At 62.5% G+C, this 17,964-nt stretch carries 14 protein-coding genes; 10 read left to right on the forward strand and 4 right to left on the reverse strand.

Annotation, left to right across the window (positions count from 1 at the left end):
* Together cysC and cysQ are read left to right on the forward strand one after the other, a co-directional pair.
* Positions 1–476 (forward strand): adenylyl-sulfate kinase (gene cysC / locus NKH02_RS04330; protein ID WP_352876630.1); only part of this gene is annotated, 476 nt, incomplete at its 5' end.
* Between the two features lie 10 nt (positions 477–486).
* Positions 487–1,275, forward strand: a complete 789-nt coding sequence (gene cysQ, locus NKH02_RS04335) for a 3'(2'),5'-bisphosphate nucleotidase CysQ (RefSeq protein WP_352871111.1) — start codon at positions 487–489, stop codon at positions 1,273–1,275.
* A 14-nt stretch (positions 1,276–1,289) separates the two neighbouring features.
* Here the strand turns inward: cysQ and NKH02_RS04340 are convergent, their stop codons facing one another.
* The 4 genes from NKH02_RS04340 to NKH02_RS04355 form a co-directional block, all read right to left on the reverse strand.
* Positions 1,290–2,432: a DegT/DnrJ/EryC1/StrS family aminotransferase gene (locus tag NKH02_RS04340; protein ID WP_352876633.1), complete on the reverse strand. Its 1,143-nt coding sequence runs from the start codon at positions 2,430–2,432 to the stop codon at positions 1,290–1,292.
* A 247-nt stretch (positions 2,433–2,679) separates the two neighbouring features.
* Entirely contained in the window at positions 2,680–3,603 is a 924-nt protein-coding gene (locus NKH02_RS04345; RefSeq protein WP_352871098.1) for a carbohydrate kinase family protein, read from the reverse strand.
* Complete coding sequence (locus NKH02_RS04350) at positions 3,600–4,046, reverse strand: RbsD/FucU family protein (protein ID WP_352871096.1); 447 nt, start codon at positions 4,044–4,046, stop codon at positions 3,600–3,602. The genes NKH02_RS04345 and NKH02_RS04350 overlap by 4 nt, the downstream gene beginning before the upstream one ends.
* Positions 4,046–5,272, reverse strand: a complete 1,227-nt coding sequence (locus tag NKH02_RS04355) for an ROK family transcriptional regulator (RefSeq protein WP_352876635.1) — start codon at positions 5,270–5,272, stop codon at positions 4,046–4,048. Before NKH02_RS04355 ends, NKH02_RS04350 begins: the two co-directional genes overlap by 1 nt.
* A gap of 268 nt (positions 5,273–5,540) precedes the next feature.
* Between NKH02_RS04355 and NKH02_RS04360 the strand changes: the two genes are divergently transcribed.
* The 8 genes from NKH02_RS04360 (at position 5,541) to NKH02_RS04395 (ending at position 17,944) form a co-directional block, all read left to right on the forward strand.
* Positions 5,541–6,518, forward strand: a complete 978-nt coding sequence (locus NKH02_RS04360) for a sugar ABC transporter substrate-binding protein (RefSeq protein WP_502898064.1) — start codon at positions 5,541–5,543, stop codon at positions 6,516–6,518.
* Between the two features lie 159 nt (positions 6,519–6,677).
* Entirely contained in the window at positions 6,678–7,739 is a 1,062-nt protein-coding gene (locus NKH02_RS04365; RefSeq protein WP_352871092.1) for an ABC transporter permease, read from the forward strand.
* 2 nt (positions 7,740–7,741) lie between these two features.
* On the forward strand, positions 7,742–8,524 hold the full coding sequence (locus NKH02_RS04370) for an ATP-binding cassette domain-containing protein (RefSeq protein WP_023760533.1): 783 nt from the start codon (positions 7,742–7,744) through the stop codon (positions 8,522–8,524).
* A gap of 234 nt (positions 8,525–8,758) precedes the next feature.
* Positions 8,759–11,227 (forward strand): glycogen/starch/alpha-glucan phosphorylase, encoded by a 2,469-nt coding sequence (locus tag NKH02_RS04375; RefSeq protein ID WP_352876638.1) that lies wholly within the window; start codon positions 8,759–8,761, stop codon positions 11,225–11,227.
* 106 nt (positions 11,228–11,333) lie between these two features.
* Positions 11,334–13,547 carry a 1,4-alpha-glucan branching protein GlgB gene (gene glgB, locus NKH02_RS04380; protein WP_352876640.1) on the forward strand — a complete coding sequence of 738 codons (2,214 nt, stop codon included), beginning with the start codon at positions 11,334–11,336 and terminating at the stop codon, positions 13,545–13,547.
* A gap of 50 nt (positions 13,548–13,597) precedes the next feature.
* Positions 13,598–14,863 (forward strand): glucose-1-phosphate adenylyltransferase, encoded by a 1,266-nt coding sequence (gene glgC / locus NKH02_RS04385; RefSeq protein ID WP_352876642.1) that lies wholly within the window; start codon positions 13,598–13,600, stop codon positions 14,861–14,863.
* Between the two features lie 3 nt (positions 14,864–14,866).
* Positions 14,867–16,312, forward strand: coding sequence for a glycogen synthase GlgA (glgA, locus tag NKH02_RS04390; RefSeq protein ID WP_352871084.1), 1,446 nt, complete (start codon positions 14,867–14,869; stop codon positions 16,310–16,312).
* Positions 16,313–16,315: 3 nt separating this feature from the next.
* Complete coding sequence (locus NKH02_RS04395) at positions 16,316–17,944, forward strand: alpha-D-glucose phosphate-specific phosphoglucomutase (protein ID WP_352871082.1); 1,629 nt, start codon at positions 16,316–16,318, stop codon at positions 17,942–17,944.
* Positions 17,945–17,964 lie beyond the last annotated feature (20 nt).

Raw genomic sequence — 17,964 nt, forward strand, 5'->3', positions numbered from 1 at the left:
TCGCCACCGGCCGCCATACTTATATCCTGGACGGCGACAACGTCCGTCACGGTCTCAACCGCGATCTTGGTTTCACCGACGCCGATCGCGTCGAGAACATCCGCCGCGTCGCCGAAGTGGCGCGGCTGATGGCAGATGCCGGGTTGATCGTCATTGTGTCGTTCATTTCGCCGTTCAGCGCCGAGCGGCGCATGGCGCGCGAATTGATGGCCGACGGCGAGTTCATCGAGGTGTTTGTCGATACGCCGTTCGAGGAATGCGCCAGGCGTGATCCGAAGGGCCTCTATGCGCGCGCACTGAATGGCGAGATCAAGAATTTCACCGGCGTCGATTCCCCTTACGAAGCGCCGGAAAACCCGGAAATCCATCTCGAGACACTCGGCAAATCGGCCGAGGAGATGGTGGACGCCCTGGAACACTGGCTGAACGAGCGCGACATTGCCGAAGACCAATACGACAACGGCGGCGGCATCTGACGACAGGCTGATGCTCGAAATCTTCGAACGGCTGGCCCTGGCGGCCGGGCGCGAGGTGATGCGTGTGTTCCATGCCGGCTGCGCGGTCGACCGGAAATCAGATTCCTCGCCGGTGACCGAGGCGGACCGCGAGAGCGAGAAGATCATTCTCGCCGGACTGCGTGCCGCATTTCCCGACATTCCCTGCGTGGCCGAGGAGGAGGCATCCGCCGGCATCGTGCCGCCCGACCTGGACGGGGCTTTCTTTCTGATAGATCCGCTCGACGGCACCAAGGAATTCGTCAACCGCCGCACCGACTTCACCGTCAACATAGCGCTTGTCCGTCACGGCGTGCCGGAAGTCGGCGTCGTCTTTGCGCCCTGCACGGGCCGCTTCTTTTCCGGCCTGCCGGGCAGGGCGGAATCTCTTGAAATCAATGGCGACTACCAGATCGTCGGCCGCCGGCCGATTGCGGTGAGAACGGCCGTGGCGCCGCTGGCCGTCGTCGCCAGCCGTTCCCACAACACGCCGGAAACCGAGGCCTATATTCGCGACCTCGGTGCCGCCGAAATCGTCTCGGTAGGCTCGTCCTTGAAATTCTGCCTTGTCGCCAGCGCCGAGGCGGATGTCTATCCGCGCTTCGGCCGCACCATGGAATGGGACACGGCGGCGGGCGATGCCGTGCTGCGCGCGGCCGGCGGCATGACGCGCACGCTGGACGGCCAGCCCTTGGTCTATGGCAAGCGCGGGCAAAGCGACGACGAGGATTTTGCCAATCCGCATTTTATCGCCAGCGGGGCAGGGGCCAATCCCGTCTGAGACCGGTCGACAGATTACTCGGCCGCGGCCTGCGCTGAATTCGAACCGACATAGTTGCGGATCGTTTCGATGATGCGGTTCTGGTCGGCTTCGCTGAGATAAGGGTGCATCGGCAGACAGAGAATCCGCTTCGGCAGTTCTTCCGACACGGCAAGGCCGGTCGGTGTGCGTGGGTAGTCGCGATAAGCAACCTGGTCATGCAGCGGCTTCACATAATAGATGACCGACGGGATACCCTTTTCACCGAGATGCGCCTTCAGCCCGTCGCGCTTCGGAGTCTCTATCGCGTACTGCGCCCAGGCCGAACGGCCGCCGTCCAGATTGAGGGCGGCGGTAACGACGTCGCCGAGCCCATCGGCATAGCGCTTTGCCACCACCTGGCGGGCAACCATCTCGTCTTCGAGAATGGCCAGCTTCTCGATCAGGATCGCCGCCTGCAGCGTGTCGAGCCGCGAATTGATGCCAACGCGGACATTGTCGTATTGTGTTTCGCCCTTGCCGTGGAAGGCGAAAGATCTGAGCTGCTCGGCCAGCGCATCGTCATTGGTAAACATCGCGCCGCCGTCGCCGTAACAGCCAAGCGGCTTTGCCGGATAGAAGCTGGTCGAGCCGACGGCGCCGAAGGAACCGCACATCTTGCCGTCGAGCGAACCGCCCATCGACTGGGCGGCATCCTCGATCACCATCAGCCCTTCGCGGTTGGCGATCGCCATGATCGCCTCGTAGTCGGCGGCAAGGCCGAACAGGTCGACGGGGATGATTGCTTTCGGCTTCAGCCGGCCTTCCTTCTTGATCATGGCGATGGCGGCTTCGAGGCTGGCAATGTCAATGTTGTAGCTATGCGGGTCGACATCGACGAAAACCGGCTCGGCCTTGGCCAGTGCCACCACTTCGGCGGTGGCGGCAAAAGTGAAGCTCGGCACGAAGACCGCGTCGCCCGGGCCGACGCCGGCCGCAAACAGCGGCAACAGCAGTGCATCGGTGCCGTTGGCGCAGGCCACGACATGCTTGGTGCCGATATAGGCGGCCAGCTTGTTCTCGAACTCGGTGACTTGCGGGCCGAGGATATAGCGGCCCTCGTCGACGACACGGTCGATCGCGGCCTTCAGCCGGTCGCGGATTCGTTCGCGCTGCGCGCCAAGATCGATGAACTGCATGTCGGCCTCAAAACGGGTTAGCCAGATAACCGGCCGCTGGTACCAGAGTTGCGCCCGCCGAGAAAGCCGGACAGGCAGAACCGCGAATTGCCTAGGTGTCGCAGCCCGTTACCTGTATCCCCCGGCGGACCATCGCGAGATGCCGGAAATCCGGGCTTAGTCGGGCGCGATCCCACATTTATACCTCCGGGATCGACCCTTGCGAAACATAAAGTGATCGACTGGCTCAATCTATGTTGAGCGTTACTCAGACGATCTCATGCCGCCACGGCGGATTGGCGCCGGCCCGTGACACCGTGACCGCCGCCGCCTTGGCGCCGAGCGCCAACGCCTTGTGGATGGCATCTTTCGACAGGTCGGAAATAGCCGCCTTCGTCAGCAGGCCCTGCTCATGCAAGGAGGCGAGGATGCCGGCGTTGAACGTGTCGCCGGCTCCGACCGTGTCGACCACCTCGACCTTTTCCGGCATGACCGTGACAGCGTGTTCCCTGGTATAGCCGGCTGCGCCTTCGCTGCCATGCGTGACGACGATCAGCTTGGGGCCGCGATCGAGCCAGTTGCGGATGACATCCTCGTGCGAGCCGGCTTCGCCGAACCAGTTCAAATCTTCGTCCGACAGTTTCACGATGTCGGCCATCGCCATCATGGCGCGGATGCGCCTGAGGTGCTTGGCCTTATCCGGGATGAAGTTCGGGCGGATGTTGGGATCGAGCATCATGACGCGGCTTGCATGCTCGCGCTTCATGAACTCCTCATAGGCACTGCCGGCGGGCTCCGAGATCAGGCTGATGGCGCCGAACAGCATGGCTTCGATCTCGTTGCCGAGCTGCGGCAAGTCGTCGATGGTCAGCATGCGGCCAGCGGTGTTCTCGTCATAGAATGTGTAGGTCGCCTGGCCGTTGGTGAGCTTGACGAAGGCCAGCGTCGTTGGCCGAGGCGAGGTGTGCGCATAGGTGGAGCTGACCTTGCTCGCCCCCAGCGCATCCCTGAACTGTCCGCCGAACAGGTCCGACGACAGTCCGGAAAAAAAGCCGGCCGGCGCGCCGAGCCGGCCAAGTGCGATCGCCGTGTTGAACACTGCACCGCCGACGTAAGGCGCGAAAGCCGGCTCGCCCGCTGTCGTCGTACGCGGCAGCATGTCGATCAGGGCTTCGCCGCAGCAGAGGATCATGGCTTCCTGGTCTCCGGCGGATAGATCACGCCCTTGCGGATGATGATGTTGGCGTAGAGCCGCGGCTCGCTTGTCGCGACGATGGCATGCGCCGATCTGACCCGTGCATAGAAGTCGGCGCCGGCCAGTGCAACCACCTTGCGGCCCGGCGCGCGTTTGGCGCAGGTAGCCTCGATCTCATGATGGACGGGATCGGCAAGCGATGGATCGCCTTTGACAGAGGCACGAAACAGAGCCTCCGGCACAACGTCATCGACAGGCAGGACGCTCAATATCGCGTCGAGCACCGGGATGAGGTGGTGACCGTCGGCCCGCACCAGCCGGGTCGCCTGTTGTTCGGCCGGATAATTTCCGTCGACGAGGGCGATTTCGTCGCCATGGCCCATGCCGCGCAAGATCGCCAGAAGCTCCGGACCGAGCAGCGCCGGGATTCCGATCAGCATCAGGCGCTCCTGGAAATCGTCGTCGAGCTGATCAGGAAGCGTTCGGAAAGTGGCAGGCTGGCGCCGCCGAGCGCCCTGGCATGAATGCCGACGGTTCCCTCGCGTACGGCGGGCAGCTTCAAACCTTCACCGTCGATCGTGGCGATGGCCGCGATGATGGCGTCGACCAGCCGGCGGCGCACCGCCTTCGGCATCCATCCGTCGATCACCGCCGCTTCGAAATCGATGACCGAGGATGCGGCGACGATGGCGTAGGCGAGCGCTCGCGAGGCGCTGGCGATCCAGTCGTCGAGCTCGGATCCGATCTCGCCCCAGTCTTCCGGCGATGTCCACAGATGCGATGCCTCGACGCCGCGCGCATTGAGCGCCTTTTCGAGCATGGCGATGGACGCCACGTCGATCAATTGGGTCGGCTTGCCGTCCGGCCCTGGCACGGGCATGGAGCCGAGTGCTCCGGCATTGCCGGTGGGACCGCCAAAAAGCCGGCCATTCAGCACGATGCCGCCACCGGCAAAGGCGCCGATATAGAAATAGACGAAGTCACGCGCGGCACTCGCCTGGCCGAAGACGAGTTCGGCGCCGCAGGCTGAAGTGGCGTCGTTCTGCAGGTAGACCGGAAAATCGCATTGCGCCTGGATGTCGGCCCTGATGTCGCGGTGACGCCATTCGTCCATGACGTCGCGCGGGGCGCCGGCTGTATCGGCCCAGTTCCACAATTCGAACGGCATGGCGATGCCGAGCCCGGCGATGCGCTTGTCCTGTGCGGGCGTCAGTTCCCCGCGCATCTGCCGCATGCCGTTGCTGACGAAATCCACCGTCTCGCGTGGCGCCGGGTAACGATAGGAATGCTGCAGCATCGAGCGCACATTGCCGAGAAAGTCGATCAGCACGAGTTCGGCGCTGCGCCGGCCGATCTTCAGCCCAATGAAGAAAGCACCCTCGGGATCGAGCGCCATCGGGATGGAGGGCTGGCCGATCTTGCCGCGCAACGGCGCCTGGCGCAGCAGGAGACTTTCTTCCTCCAACTCGCGCATGATGACCGAAACCGTCTGCGCCGAAAGTCCGGTCATGCGGGCGATGTCGGATTTCGCCAGGCTGCCATGCTGGCGCACCAGCGAGAGCACCAACCGCTCGTTGTGGTCGCGCATGCCGCTCTGGTTGGTGCCGCGGTGAATGAGGCTGTCATTCGCCTCGGGCGAACCGTGCCTCGCTATGGCGGTTTCCACCCTGTTCCTCCCGTCGTTTCCCCGCAATGCTTTTGGGCCAGAATGGGTGAATGAAGCAAGGCTGTCAATAATAAATAAGAGTGATTTAATTATTGACAGGGGCTTCGGCCTGGTGTCTGTTGAGGCAGCGTCCACGCTGGGAGAATTTCGTTGGATGCGCTGCAGGTGCCGGTTGGCCGGCATCCGGAATGGTTCCACTGGGAGGAAAATCGTGACCAATACAAAACTGTTGAAATCGACCGTGTTTGCCGCCGCGGCTCTGGGCCTGATGGCGTTTGCGTCGTCCGCATCCGCGGCCGGTGTCGGTGCCTGCCTGATCACCAAGACCGACACCAACCCCTTCTTCGTCAAGATGAAGGAAGGCGCCACGGCGAAGGCCAAGGAACTCGGCGTCGATCTCAAGACCTACGCCGGCAAGATCGACGGCGACAGCGAGAGCCAGGTGGCGGCGATCGAAAGCTGCATCGCCGACGGCGCCAAGGGTATCCTGATCACCGCATCCGACACCAAGGGCATCGTGCCGACCGTGAAGAAGGCGCGTGATGCCGGCCTGCTGGTGATCGCGCTCGACACACCGCTCGATCCGATCGACGCCGCCGACGCGACCTTTGCGACGGACAATCTCGAAGCCGGCAAGCTGATCGGCGCCTGGGCCGCCGCCACGCTTGGCGACAAGGCCAAGGACGCCAAGATCGGCTTCCTCGACCTGACGCCTTCGCAGCCGACCGTGGACGTGCTGCGCGATCAAGGCTTCATGATGGGCTACGGCATCGACGTGAAGGACCCCAACAAGATCGGCGATGAGGACGATGCGCGCATCGTCGGCCACGACGTCACCAACGGCAACGAGGAGGGCGGCCGCAAGGCGATGGAAAACCTTCTGCAGAAGGACAACACCATCAACGTCATCCACACCATCAACGAGCCCGCAGCTGTCGGCGCCTATCAGGCGCTCAAGGCCGTCGGCCTCGAAAGCCAGGTGCTGATCGTTTCCGTCGATGGCGGCTGCCCCGGCGTGAAGTCGGTGGCCGAAGGTGTCATCGGCGCAACGTCGCAGCAATATCCGCTGCAGATGGCGGCGCTCGGCATCGAGGCGATCGCCGCTTTCGCCAAGGACGGAACCAAGCCGAAGCCGACCGAAGGCAAGAATTTCTTCGACACCGGCGTCAATCTGGTGACCGACAAGCCGGCCACCGGCGTGAAGTCCATCGACACCAAGGAAGGCCTCGCCAAGTGCTGGGGCTGATGCCGGTCTGAAAGGCATCTACGCAACCTGAGCGGTCGGGGCTTGATCCCCGACCGCTTCCGGTGGACGATGGTCGCGTGACCGCGAACAATCCCGGCAGCAGACCGGAAAAGCGTGGACGGGCGTCGGCGTTTGGCTGCAGTCCTACGGGGAGAAAACATGGCTCAAGCTCAAGAATTCGAGAAAGTTCTCTCAAGCAGCGACACAAGCGTTGCCGCTTTTGACGAGCACAAATCGGCCGTCAAGCGCATCCAGCATTTCCTGCATTCGACTCCGGCCGCGGTGCCGTTGATCGTGCTGGTCCTGGCGATCATCGTCTTCGGCATCACCATCGGAGGGCGGTTCTTTTCGTCCTACACGCTGACGCTGATCCTGCAGCAGATCGCCATCATCGGCATTCTGGGTGCTGCACAGACACTGGTCATCCTCACCGCCGGCATCGACCTGTCGATTGGCGTGATCATGGTGATTTCAGCGGTGATCATGGGTAATTGCGCGGTCAGCTACGGTATGCCCAGTGTGCTCGCCGTCGCGATCGGGCTTGCCGCCGGCGCGGCCTGCGGGCTGCTCAACGGAGTGCTGGTCGCCTACATGAAGCTGCCGCCCTTCATCGTGACGCTTGGCACCTGGAACATCGTCATGGCCACGAACTTCATCTATTCGGCCAATGAGACGATCCGCGACACCGACGTCGACACCCAAGCGCCACTGCTGCATCTGTTTGCGTTGAGCTTCAAGGTTGGCACGGCGGTGCTGACGCTCGGCGTCATTGCAACCGTCGTGCTCGTTTTAGTCCTATGGTACGTGCTCAATCACACGGCATGGGGTCGCCATGTCTATGCCGTCGGCGACGATCAGGAGGCAGCGAAGCTGTCGGGCATCCAGACCAAGAAGGTGCTGATGACGGTCTACACCCTTGCCGGGCTGATCGCCGCTTTCGCTGCCTGGGTCTCCATCGGCCGCAACGGTTCGATCTCGCCGTCCGCCGCCGTCACCGACTACAATCTGCAAGCGATCACCGCGACGGTGATCGGCGGTATTTCCCTGTTCGGCGGGCGCGGCTCGATCCTGGGCACGCTGTTCGGCGCGATGATCGTCGGCGTCGTCTCCATGGGCCTCAACATGCTGGGCGCCGATCCGCAATGGAAAGTGCTGCTCACCGGTGTGCTGATCATCGGCGCCGTGGCTGTCGACCAATGGATCAGAAAGGTTTCGGCATGACCATGACCCAGGAACCCATCCTCACCGCTCGTGGCTTGATCAAGCGCTATGGCCGCGTCACCGCCCTCGACAATGCGGACTTCGACCTCTACCCGGGCGAAATCCTCGCCGTCATAGGCGACAATGGCGCCGGCAAGTCGTCGCTCATCAAGGCGATTTCCGGCGCGGCCGTGCCCGATGAAGGCGAGATCCGGCTTGAAGGCAAGCCCGTCGCCTTCAAATCACCGATGGAGGCCCGCGAAGCCGGCATCGAGACCGTCTATCAGAATCTGGCGCTGTCGCCGGCGCTGTCGATCGCCGACAACATGTTCCTTGGCCGCGAGATCCGCAAACCGGGTTTTCTCGGCGACTGGCTTCGTATGCTCGACCGTCCGGCGATGGAAAAGCGCGCCCGCGACAAGCTCACCGAGCTTGGCCTGATGACCATCCAGAACATCTCCCAGGCGGTGGAAACGCTGTCTGGAGGCCAGCGCCAGGGCGTGGCGGTGGCGCGCGCCGCCGCATTCGGCAGCCGTGTGGTGATCATGGACGAACCGACGGCCGCCCTTGGCGTCAAGGAAAGCCGCCGCGTGCTCGAACTGATCCTCGACGTCAAGAAGCGCGGCCTGCCGATCGTGCTGATCTCGCACAACATGCCGCATGTCTTCGAAGTGGCCGACCGCATTCACATCCACCGGCTGGGCCGTCGCCTCTGCGTCATCGATCCCAAGCAATATACGATGTCCGATGCCGTCGCCTTCATGACCGGAGCGAAGGTTCCGCCCGAGGCGGCGCTTGCGGCTTGATGCATGTCGCCCAAAGGTGCGTAGCGGTTTTGCGACAACGGCATGCACGGAACAAAATTTGAAGTGCGTCGCGGGGATCGTCTGAGCGCGCCGCGCTTCAAATTGCCAAATTGCCGCAGGGTAACCCGGACTAGGGCTCGCCTAAATCGATTGAATATGTAGCAGTATCGGCTAGCATGGGCTGGGAGGAACGATGAAAGCCGGTATGATCATGGCAACCGCACGAGAGGCAGCATGACGCGCGCGATGACATCCGAATCTCCCCAGCCCGAACTTGAAAATCCAGATCCCAAGACACTCGCCGATGAAGTCTTGAAGGCCCTCAAATACCGGGTCGGCAAGGATACCACCGTCGCGACCCAGTACGACTGGCTGACCGCCTCGATCAAGGTCGTGCGCGACCGCATCGTCGACCGCTGGATGCAGGCGACGAAGGAGGCCTACGACCAGAAGGAAAAGCGCGTCTATTATCTGTCGCTGGAGTTCCTCATCGGCCGGCTGATGCGCGATGCCTTCTCCAATCTCGGCTTGATGGACAATATGCGCGAGGCGTTGTCGTCGCTGGGTGTCGATCTCGATCTCATCGCCGCACTCGAACCGGACGCGGCACTCGGCAATGGCGGCCTCGGCCGGCTTGCCGCCTGTTTCATGGAGAGCATGGCGACCGTCGACATTCCCGCGCATGGCTACGGTATCCGCTACGCCAACGGCATGTTCCGCCAGGAGATTCACGACGGCTGGCAGGTCGAACTGCCCGAGACCTGGCTCGATCACGGCAATCCGTGGGAATTCGAACGCCGTGAACGTTCGTTTGAGGTCGGCTTCGGTGGTTCGGTGGAATCGATCACCTCCAAGGACGGCCGGCTCGAGCGCCATGTCTGGAAGCCGACCGAGCATGTATTGGCTGTCGCCTATGACACGCCCGTGGTCGGATGGCGGGCCAATCGCGTCAACACGCTGCGGCTCTGGTCGGGCATGCCGGTCGATCCGATCCTGCTCGACAAGTTCAATGCCGGCGACCACATCGGCGCGCTTGCCGAAAGCAACAAGGCCGATGCCTTGTCGCGCGTTCTCTATCCCGCCGATTCCCACAAGGCCGGGCAGGAACTGCGGCTCAGGCAAGAGTACTTCTTCTCCACCGCCTCGCTGCAGGACATCGTCCAGCGTCATCTCAGCCAGTATGGCGACCTGAAGTCGCTGCCCGACAAGGCCGCGATCCACCTCAACGACACCCACCCGGCCATCGCTGTGCCTGAGCTGATGCGCCTGTTGATGGACGTCCACGGCATGGATTTCGATCAGGCCTGGGATATCACCAAGCGCACCTTCGGCTACACCAACCACACGCTGCTGCCCGAGGCGCTGGAAAGCTGGCCGGTGCCGCTTTTCGAGCGGCTTTTGCCGCGCCACATGCAGATCGTCTATGCCATCAATGCCGAAGTGCTGCTTGAGGCGCGCGCGTCCAACCAGTTCTCGGACGAGCAGATCGGCCGCATCTCGCTGATCCAGGAAAATGGCGACCGCCGGGTGCGCATGGGCAATCTGGCCTTTGTCGGCTCGCACTCGATCAACGGCGTTTCGGCTCTTCACACCGACCTGATGAAGGAGACGGTGTTCGCCGACCTGCACAAGCTTTATCCCGATCGCATCAACAACAAGACCAACGGCATCACGCCGCGGCGCTGGCTGATCCAGTGCAATCCCGGACTGACGTCGCTCGCCCGCGAGGCGATCGGCGACCGATTCCTCGATGACATTGACGCCATCAAGGATCTCGATAGCTTCGCCGGCGACGCCGCCTTTCGCGACAAGTTCGCCGCCGTCAAGCGCGCCAACAAGGCGCGGCTGGCCAACCTCGTCGCCGACCGGCTCGGTATCAAGGTCGATCCCTCGGCACTGTTCGATATCCAGATCAAGCGCATCCACGAATACAAGCGCCAGCTCCTGAACATCCTCGAGGCGATCGCTCTCTATGACCAGATCCGCTCGCATCCCGAGCGCGACTGGATGCCGCGCGTGAAATTCTTCGGCGGCAAGGCGGCTCCCAGCTATCATAACGCCAAGCTGATCATCAAACTCGCCAATGACGTCGCCAAGGTCATCAACCGCGACCCGGCCGTGCGCGGTTTGCTGAAGGTCGTGTTCGTGCCGAACTACAATGTCAGCCTGGCCGAGATCATGATGCCGGCTGCCGACCTTTCCGAGCAGATCTCGACCGCCGGCATGGAAGCGTCGGGCACCGGCAACATGAAGTTCGCGCTGAACGGCGCGTTGACCATCGGCACGCTCGACGGCGCCAACGTCGAGATCAAGGAATGCGTCGGCGACGACAACATCTTCATCTTCGGCCTGACCACCGCCGAGGTCGCCGAGCGGCGCAACAATGGCTACAACCCGCGCGCCATCATCGAAGGATCGTCTGAACTGGCGCAGGCCGTTGCCGCTGTTTCGTCAGGCGTCTTCTCGCCGGACGATCCGGAGCGTTACCGCGACCTCATGAACGGTCTCTACAACAGCGACTGGTTCATGGTTGCCGCCGATTTCGATGCCTATGCCACCGCCCAGCGCGAGGTCGATGCGGTCTGGCGCAACAGTCCCGACTGGTACGCCAGGGCAATCCGCAATGTTGCGCGTGTCGGCTGGTTCTCCTCCGATCGCACGATCCGGCAATATGCGAAAGAAATCTGGAACGTGCCTGTCTGATGTGATTGCATGAGGCCACGAACAATGTGGTCCCGGTGATGTGAATTTGAAGTCGGATCACACCACTAGAAACAAACACTCGGTGCCCGGGGAGGGACGCTGCCTGATGAAGAAGCCGCGCGCGACCGCTGCGACAAGCGGGCCGGACGGACTGGCGCCAGCCAGCGATGTCGCGGCGATTGTTGCCGGCACGCATGGCGACCCGTTTGCCGTTCTCGGTGTTCAGGAGGCTGGCAAGGGTTTTGTGGCCCGCTGCTTTGTTCCGAATGCCGAATTCGTCACCGCCTACACGCTGACCGGCATCATCGCCGGTGAACTGTCCAGGCGCGACGATGGCGGGTTTTTCGAAGGCAAGCTCTCGATCAAGAAGCGCCAGCCCCTGCGCTATCACGCGCGCAATGCCGGCGGCGACTGGTGGCTGACCGATCCCTATTCGTTCGGTCCGGTGCTTGGCCCGATGGACGACTATTACATCGCCCAAGGCTCGCACCTAAGGCTGTTCGACAAGCTCGGCGCGCATGTCATTGACCACGAAGGCGCTTCCGGCGTGCATTTCGCCGTCTGGGCTCCCAATGCACGACGCGTCTCGGTGGTCGGCGACTTCAACGAATGGGACGGCCGCCGGCACACGATGCGCGATCGCCGCGACACCGGCATCTGGGAACTGTTCGTACCCGACATCGGTGCCGGACGACCCTACAAGTACGAGATCATCGGCCCCGATGGCGTGAGACTCCCGCTGAAGGCCGATCCGTTCGCCTTCAAATCCGAATTGCGGCCGGCCACCGCTTCGGTCGTAGCCGTGCCACCGGCGCATGAGTGGGGGGATGAGGCGCATCGCCATTTCTGGCGCAATGCCGATCACCGGCGCGAAGCAATCTCGGTCTATGAAGTCCATGCCGGTTCCTGGCAGCTTCGCGACGACGGTTCGTTCCTGTCATGGGACGAACTGGCCGACCGGCTGATCCCCTATGTGGTAGAGACCGGCTTCACCCATATCGAATTCATGCCGATCTCCGAACACCCCTATGACCCATCCTGGGGCTATCAGACGACCGGCCTCTACGCACCATCGGCCCGCTTCGGCGACCCGGACGGCTTTGCCCGTTTCGTCGACGGCGCCCATCGCGCCGGCGTCGGTGTCATCCTCGACTGGGTGCCGGCGCATTTCCCGGTCGACGCGCATGGCCTGGCCAATTTCGATGGCACCGCGCTTTATGAGCATGCCGATCCGCGCAAGGGTTTTCATCCCGACTGGAACACCGCGATCTATAATTTCGGCCGCCGCGAGGTGGTGTCCTTCCTCGTCAACAACGCGTTGTTCTGGGCCGAAAAATACCATGTCGACGGTTTGCGCGTCGATGCGGTCGCCTCGATGCTCTACCTCGACTATTCGCGCAAGGCCGGCGAATGGATCCCCAACGAGAAGGGCGGCCGCGAGAACCTCGAGGCGGTCAGCTTCCTGCAGAAGATGAACAAAGAGGTCTACGGTCACCATCCCGGCGTCATGACCATCGCCGAGGAATCGACCTCATGGCCGAAGGTCTCCGCACCCGTGCATGAAGGTGGGCTGGGCTTCGGCTTCAAGTGGAACATGGGCTTCATGCACGACACGCTGGAGTATTTCTCCAAGGAGCCGATCTTCCGCAAGCACCACCACAATGATCTCACCTTCGGCCTGACCTATGCTTTTTCGGAAAATTTCGTGCTGCCGCTCTCGCATGACGAGGTCGTGCACGGCAAAGGCACGCTGCTTGGCAAGATGGCCGGTGACGACTGGCAGAAATTCGCGACGCTACGTGCCTACTACGCCTTCATGTGGGGTTATCCCGGCAAGAAGCTGCTGTTCATGGGGCAGGAGTTCGCGCAGCGCCGCGAATGGAGCGAGGCGCGCGCGCTGGACTGGAACTTGCTTGAGTTCCGCTCGCATCGCGGCGTCTGGCAGACGGTGCGCGATCTCAACTATCTCTACCGTTCGCGCCCGGCGCTGCATGGCCGCGATTGCGAGCCGGAAGGGTTTTCCTGGCTGATCGTCGACGACAGCCAGAATTCGGTTTTCGCCTGGCTGCGCAGCGCACCGGGGGGCAGCCCGGTGGCCGTCATTTCCAATTTCACGCCGGTCCCGCGCGACAACTATCGCGTGCCGTTACCGACGGCCGGCAAATGGCGCGAAATCATCAATACCGACGCTTCGGAATATGGCGGTTCCGGCAAGGGCAATGCCGGCACGGTCGAGGCACGGGCGGAGAGTGGAGGCATCTCCGCGACGATGCTTTTGCCACCGCTGTCGACGATCATGCTTGAACTCGTGGCCGACTGAGCCATGTCGAGGTCGAGTAAGTCGAGACTGAGCAACTTGGGAGGGTAGAAATGGCAGACTTGAAACGGACCCAGCCGTTGGCGCGCGATGCCATGGCCTATGTGTTGGCCGGCGGCCGTGGCAGCCGCCTCAAGGAACTGACCGACCGGCGCGCCAAGCCGGCCGTCTATTTCGGCGGTAAGACGCGCATCATCGACTTCGCGCTTTCCAACGCGCTCAACTCCGGCATTCGCCGCCTTGGCGTCGCCACCCAGTACAAGGCGCATTCGCTGATCCGCCATCTGCAACGTGGCTGGAACTTCCTGCGGCCCGAGCGAAATGAGAGTTTCGACATCCTGCCGGCCAGCCAGCGCGTCTCGGAAACGCAGTGGTATGAGGGCACGGCCGACGCCGTCTATCAGAACATAGACATCATCGAGGCCTACGGCCCTGAATACATGGTGATCCTGGCCGGCGACCACATCTACAAGATGGACTACGAACTGATGCTTCGCCAGCATGTCGACGCCAATGCCGATGTCACCGTCGGCTGCCTCGAAGTGCCGCGCATGGAAGCCACCGGCTTCGGCGTCATGCATGTCGACGGCAAGGATAACATCATTGCTTTCGTCGAAAAGCCCGCCGATCCGCCCGGCATTCCCGACAAGCCGGAATTCGCTCTGGCCTCGATGGGCATCTATGTCTTCAAGACTAAATTCCTGATGGAGCAGTTGCGCCGCGATGCCGCGGAGCCGGGCTCGAGCCGCGACTTCGGCAAGGATATCATCCCCTATATCGTCCAGCACGGTAAGGCGATCGCTCACCGCTTCGCCAAGTCCTGCGTCCGTTCGACCGCCGAGAACGAAGCCTACTGGCGCGACGTCGGAACGGTCGACGCCTATTGGGAAGCCAATATCGACCTGACCGATATAACGCCGGAACTCGACCTCTACGACCGCGACTGGCCGATCTGGACTTATGCCGAATTAAAGCCGCCGGCAAAGTTCGTGCATGACGAGGATGGCCGCCGCGGTTCGGCGGTGTCCTCGCTGGTTTCGGGCGATTGCATCGTTTCGGGGGCCTCGCTGAAACGAAGCCTGATCTTCACCGGTGCGCGCATCAATTCCTATTCGACGCTGGAAGAAGTCGTCATGCTGCCCGACGTTCATGTCGGCCGGAACGCAAAGTTGAAGCGCGTGGTCATCGACCATGGTGTTAGGATACCGGAAGGGCTGGTGATCGGCGAAGATCCCGTTCTCGACGCCAAGCGTTTTCGGGTTTCGGAAAAGGGCATTTGCCTGGTCACCCAGGACATGATCGACAAACTAGGGCTCTAGTGCATGCAGGTTCTGTCGGTCACGCCCGAGATTTTCCCCCTGATAAAGACCGGTGGGCTTGCCGACGTGACCGGCGCGCTGCCCATCGCGCTGGCGGCCAAGGGCGTGACCATGCGCACGCTCATTCCCGGTTTTCCGACCGTCATGGCCGCCTTCAAAAAAAGGAAGGCGGTTCTGCAATATCCCTTGCTGCAGGGCGGCAAGGCCTCCGTCCACTCCGTTCAACTCGCCGGGCTCGAACTGTTCGTGCTCGACGCGCCGCATCTGTTCGACCGTCCCGGCGGCCCTTATGGCAATGCGACCGGTGTCGATTGGCCCGACAACTGGCGGCGCTTCGCGGCGCTGAGCCAGGTTGGCAGCGACATCGCCGGTGGCGCCATCTCGGGCTACCAGCCCGACATCGTCCATGCCCATGACTGGCAGTCGGCGATGACGCTGGCCTATATGCGCTACGGCAAGGCGGTCGGCGTGCCATCGATGATGACTGTCCATAACCTCGCCTTCCAGGGCCAGTTCGGCGCCGGCATCTTTGGTGAGCTCGGCTTGCCGGCGGCGGCGATGGCGCTCGATGGCGTCGAATATTACGGTGGCGTCGGCTTCCTCAAAGCCGGTCTGCAGGCGGCCTGGGCAATCACCACCGTCAGTCCAACCTATGCGCAGGAGATTCGCTCGGCGGAATTCGGCATGGGTCTCGACGGCCTCATCAACATGCGCTCCAGCGATCTCCATGGCATCGTCAACGGCATCGATACCGGGATATGGGATCCCGAAACCGACAAGCATCTGGTGTCCACCTATACGGCCGGCACGCTGAAGGCGCGCGCCCCCAACAGGGCTGCCGTGGAAGACCGCTTCAGCCTTGAGCGCGACGACAGTCCGATCGTCTGCGTCGTCAGCCGCCTGACCTGGCAAAAGGGCATGGATATCTTGGCGACAGCGATCGATGGCATCGTTGCGACCGGCGCGCGCCTGGCCATTCTGGGCTCGGGCGATGCCGGCCTCGAAGGCGCGCTGCTTGCGGCCGCGGCCAGGCATCGCGGCCGTATCGGGGTCGTGGTCGGCTATGACGAGGGACTGTCGCACATCATGCAAGGCGGCTGCGACGCCATCGTCATTCCCTCGCGCTTCGAACCCTGCGGCCTGACACAGCTTTACGGACTGCGCTATGGCTGCGTGCCGGTGGTCGCCCGCACCGGCGGCCTGGCCGATACGGTCATCGACGCCAACGAGGCCGCCATTTCAGCCGGTGTCGCCACCGGCTTCCAGTTCGCGCCCAACAATGGCGGCACCTTGCTGCACGCCATCCGCCGCCTGGTCGACGCCCATGCCAGTCCGCTGGTCTGGGAATCGTTGCAGCGCCAAGGCATGAAAGCCGATGTGTCATGGGACAAAAGCGCGGAAAAATATTTTGAACTCTATCGCTCGCTGCTTACGAAAAGGGTTTCCTGAAGCATGATACGCACCGTCCCCACCAAACCCTATTCCGATCAGAAGCCCGGCACGTCGGGCTTGCGCAAGAAGGTGCCGGTGTTCCAGCAGGAGCACTATGCCGAGAACTTCATCCAGTCGATCTTCGACGCGCTCGATGGTTTCAAGGGCAAGACCCTGGTGATCGGCGGCGATGGCCGCTTCTACAACCGCGAGGTCATCCAGAAGGCCATCGCCATGGCGGCCGCAAACGGCTTCGGCAAGGTGATGGTCGGGCAAGGCGGCATCCTGTCGACGCCGGCCGCTTCCCATGTCATCCGCAAATACAAGACCTTTGGCGGCATCATCCTTTCAGCCAGCCACAATCCGGGCGGCCCGCACGAGGATTTCGGCATCAAGTACAATGCCGGCAATGGCGGCCCGGCGCCGGAAAAGCTGACCGACGCGATGTTCGCCAAGACCAAGACCATCTCGAACTTCAGAACCGCCGATATCGATCCGATCGACATCGACACGATCGGCACGGTCGAGGCCGCCGGCATGGCAGTCGAGATCATCGACCCGGTCGCCGACTATGCCGAGTTGATGGAAAGCCTGTTCGATTTCGACGCATTGCGCAAACTGTTCAAGTCCGGCTTCCGCATGCGCTTCGACGCCATGCACGCCGTGACCGGCCCCTATGCCAAGGAGATCCTGGAAAACCGGCTGGGTGCGCCCAATGGCACCTGCCGCAACTTCAAGCCGTTGCCGGATTTCGGCGGCCACCACCCGGACCCCAACCTCGTCCATGCCAAACACCTCTATGACGAAATGATGGGGCCGGATGCACCGGATTTCGGCGCCGCCTCGGATGGTGACGGCGACCGCAATCTGATCATAGGCAAGGGCATTTTCGTCACCCCGTCGGATTCCGTCGCCATGCTTGCCGCCAACGCCCGCCTGGCGCCCGGCTACAAAGCCGGGCTGAAGGGCATAGCCCGCTCGATGCCGACCAGTGGCGCGGCGGATCGCGTTGCCGAAAAACTCGGCATCGGCATCTACGAGACGCCGACCGGCTGGAAGTTCTTCGGCAATCTGCTCGACGCAGACATGGCGACGATTTGCGGTGAGGAGAGCGCCGGCACCGGCTCCAACCATGTCCGCGAAAAGGACGGCCTGTGGGCGGTGCTGCTGTGGCTCAACATCCTTGCCGCGCGCGGCGAAAGCTGCAAGCAGATCGTCACCGAGCACTGGGCGACCTACGGTCGCAATTACTATTCGCGGCACGATTATGAAGAGGTCGAGAGCGACCGCGCCAACGCGCTGGTCGATGAACTCCGTGCCAAACTCGGCGCGCTGCCGGGAACTAGCGTGCGCGGCATGACAATCGTCAGCGCCGACGATTTTGCCTATCACGACCCGGTCGATGGTTCGACCAGCGAGCACCAGGGCATCAGGGTTATGTTCGAAGGCGGTTCGCGCGTCGTCTTCCGGCTTTCCGGCACCGGCACGTCGGGCGCGACGTTGCGCGTCTATATCGAGCGCTATGAGCCGGACAAATCGAGACACGATCTCGATACGCAGGCCGCACTTGCCGATCTGATTGCCGCGGCCGATGATATTGCCGGGATTCGCAGCCATACCGGCCGCGCCAAGCCGAGCGTGATTACTTGACGCAGGCGGATAGCCGGCCG

The sequence above is a fragment of the Mesorhizobium sp. M1396 genome (assembly GCF_040317725.1).
GTDB lineage: Bacteria > Pseudomonadota > Alphaproteobacteria > Rhizobiales > Rhizobiaceae > Mesorhizobium.

Coding starts and splice junctions, on each gene's coding strand:
- cysQ (WP_352871111.1), top strand. CDS start 487: ATGCTCGAAATCTTCGAACGGCTGGCCCTGGCGGCCGGGCGCGAGGTG.
- NKH02_RS04340 (WP_352876633.1), bottom strand. CDS start 2,432: ATGCAGTTCATCGATCTTGGCGCGCAGCGCGAACGAATCCGCGACCGG.
- NKH02_RS04345 (WP_352871098.1), bottom strand. CDS start 3,603: ATGATCCTCTGCTGCGGCGAAGCCCTGATCGACATGCTGCCGCGTACG.
- NKH02_RS04350 (WP_352871096.1), bottom strand. CDS start 4,046: ATGCTGATCGGAATCCCGGCGCTGCTCGGTCCGGAGCTTCTGGCGATC.
- NKH02_RS04360 (WP_502898064.1), top strand. CDS start 5,541: ATGGCGTTTGCGTCGTCCGCATCCGCGGCCGGTGTCGGTGCCTGCCTG.
- NKH02_RS04365 (WP_352871092.1), top strand. CDS start 6,678: ATGGCTCAAGCTCAAGAATTCGAGAAAGTTCTCTCAAGCAGCGACACA.
- NKH02_RS04370 (WP_023760533.1), top strand. CDS start 7,742: ATGACCCAGGAACCCATCCTCACCGCTCGTGGCTTGATCAAGCGCTAT.
- NKH02_RS04375 (WP_352876638.1), top strand. CDS start 8,759: ATGACGCGCGCGATGACATCCGAATCTCCCCAGCCCGAACTTGAAAAT.
- glgB (WP_352876640.1), top strand. CDS start 11,334: ATGAAGAAGCCGCGCGCGACCGCTGCGACAAGCGGGCCGGACGGACTG.
- glgC (WP_352876642.1), top strand. CDS start 13,598: ATGGCAGACTTGAAACGGACCCAGCCGTTGGCGCGCGATGCCATGGCC.
- glgA (WP_352871084.1), top strand. CDS start 14,867: ATGCAGGTTCTGTCGGTCACGCCCGAGATTTTCCCCCTGATAAAGACC.
- NKH02_RS04395 (WP_352871082.1), top strand. CDS start 16,316: ATGATACGCACCGTCCCCACCAAACCCTATTCCGATCAGAAGCCCGGC.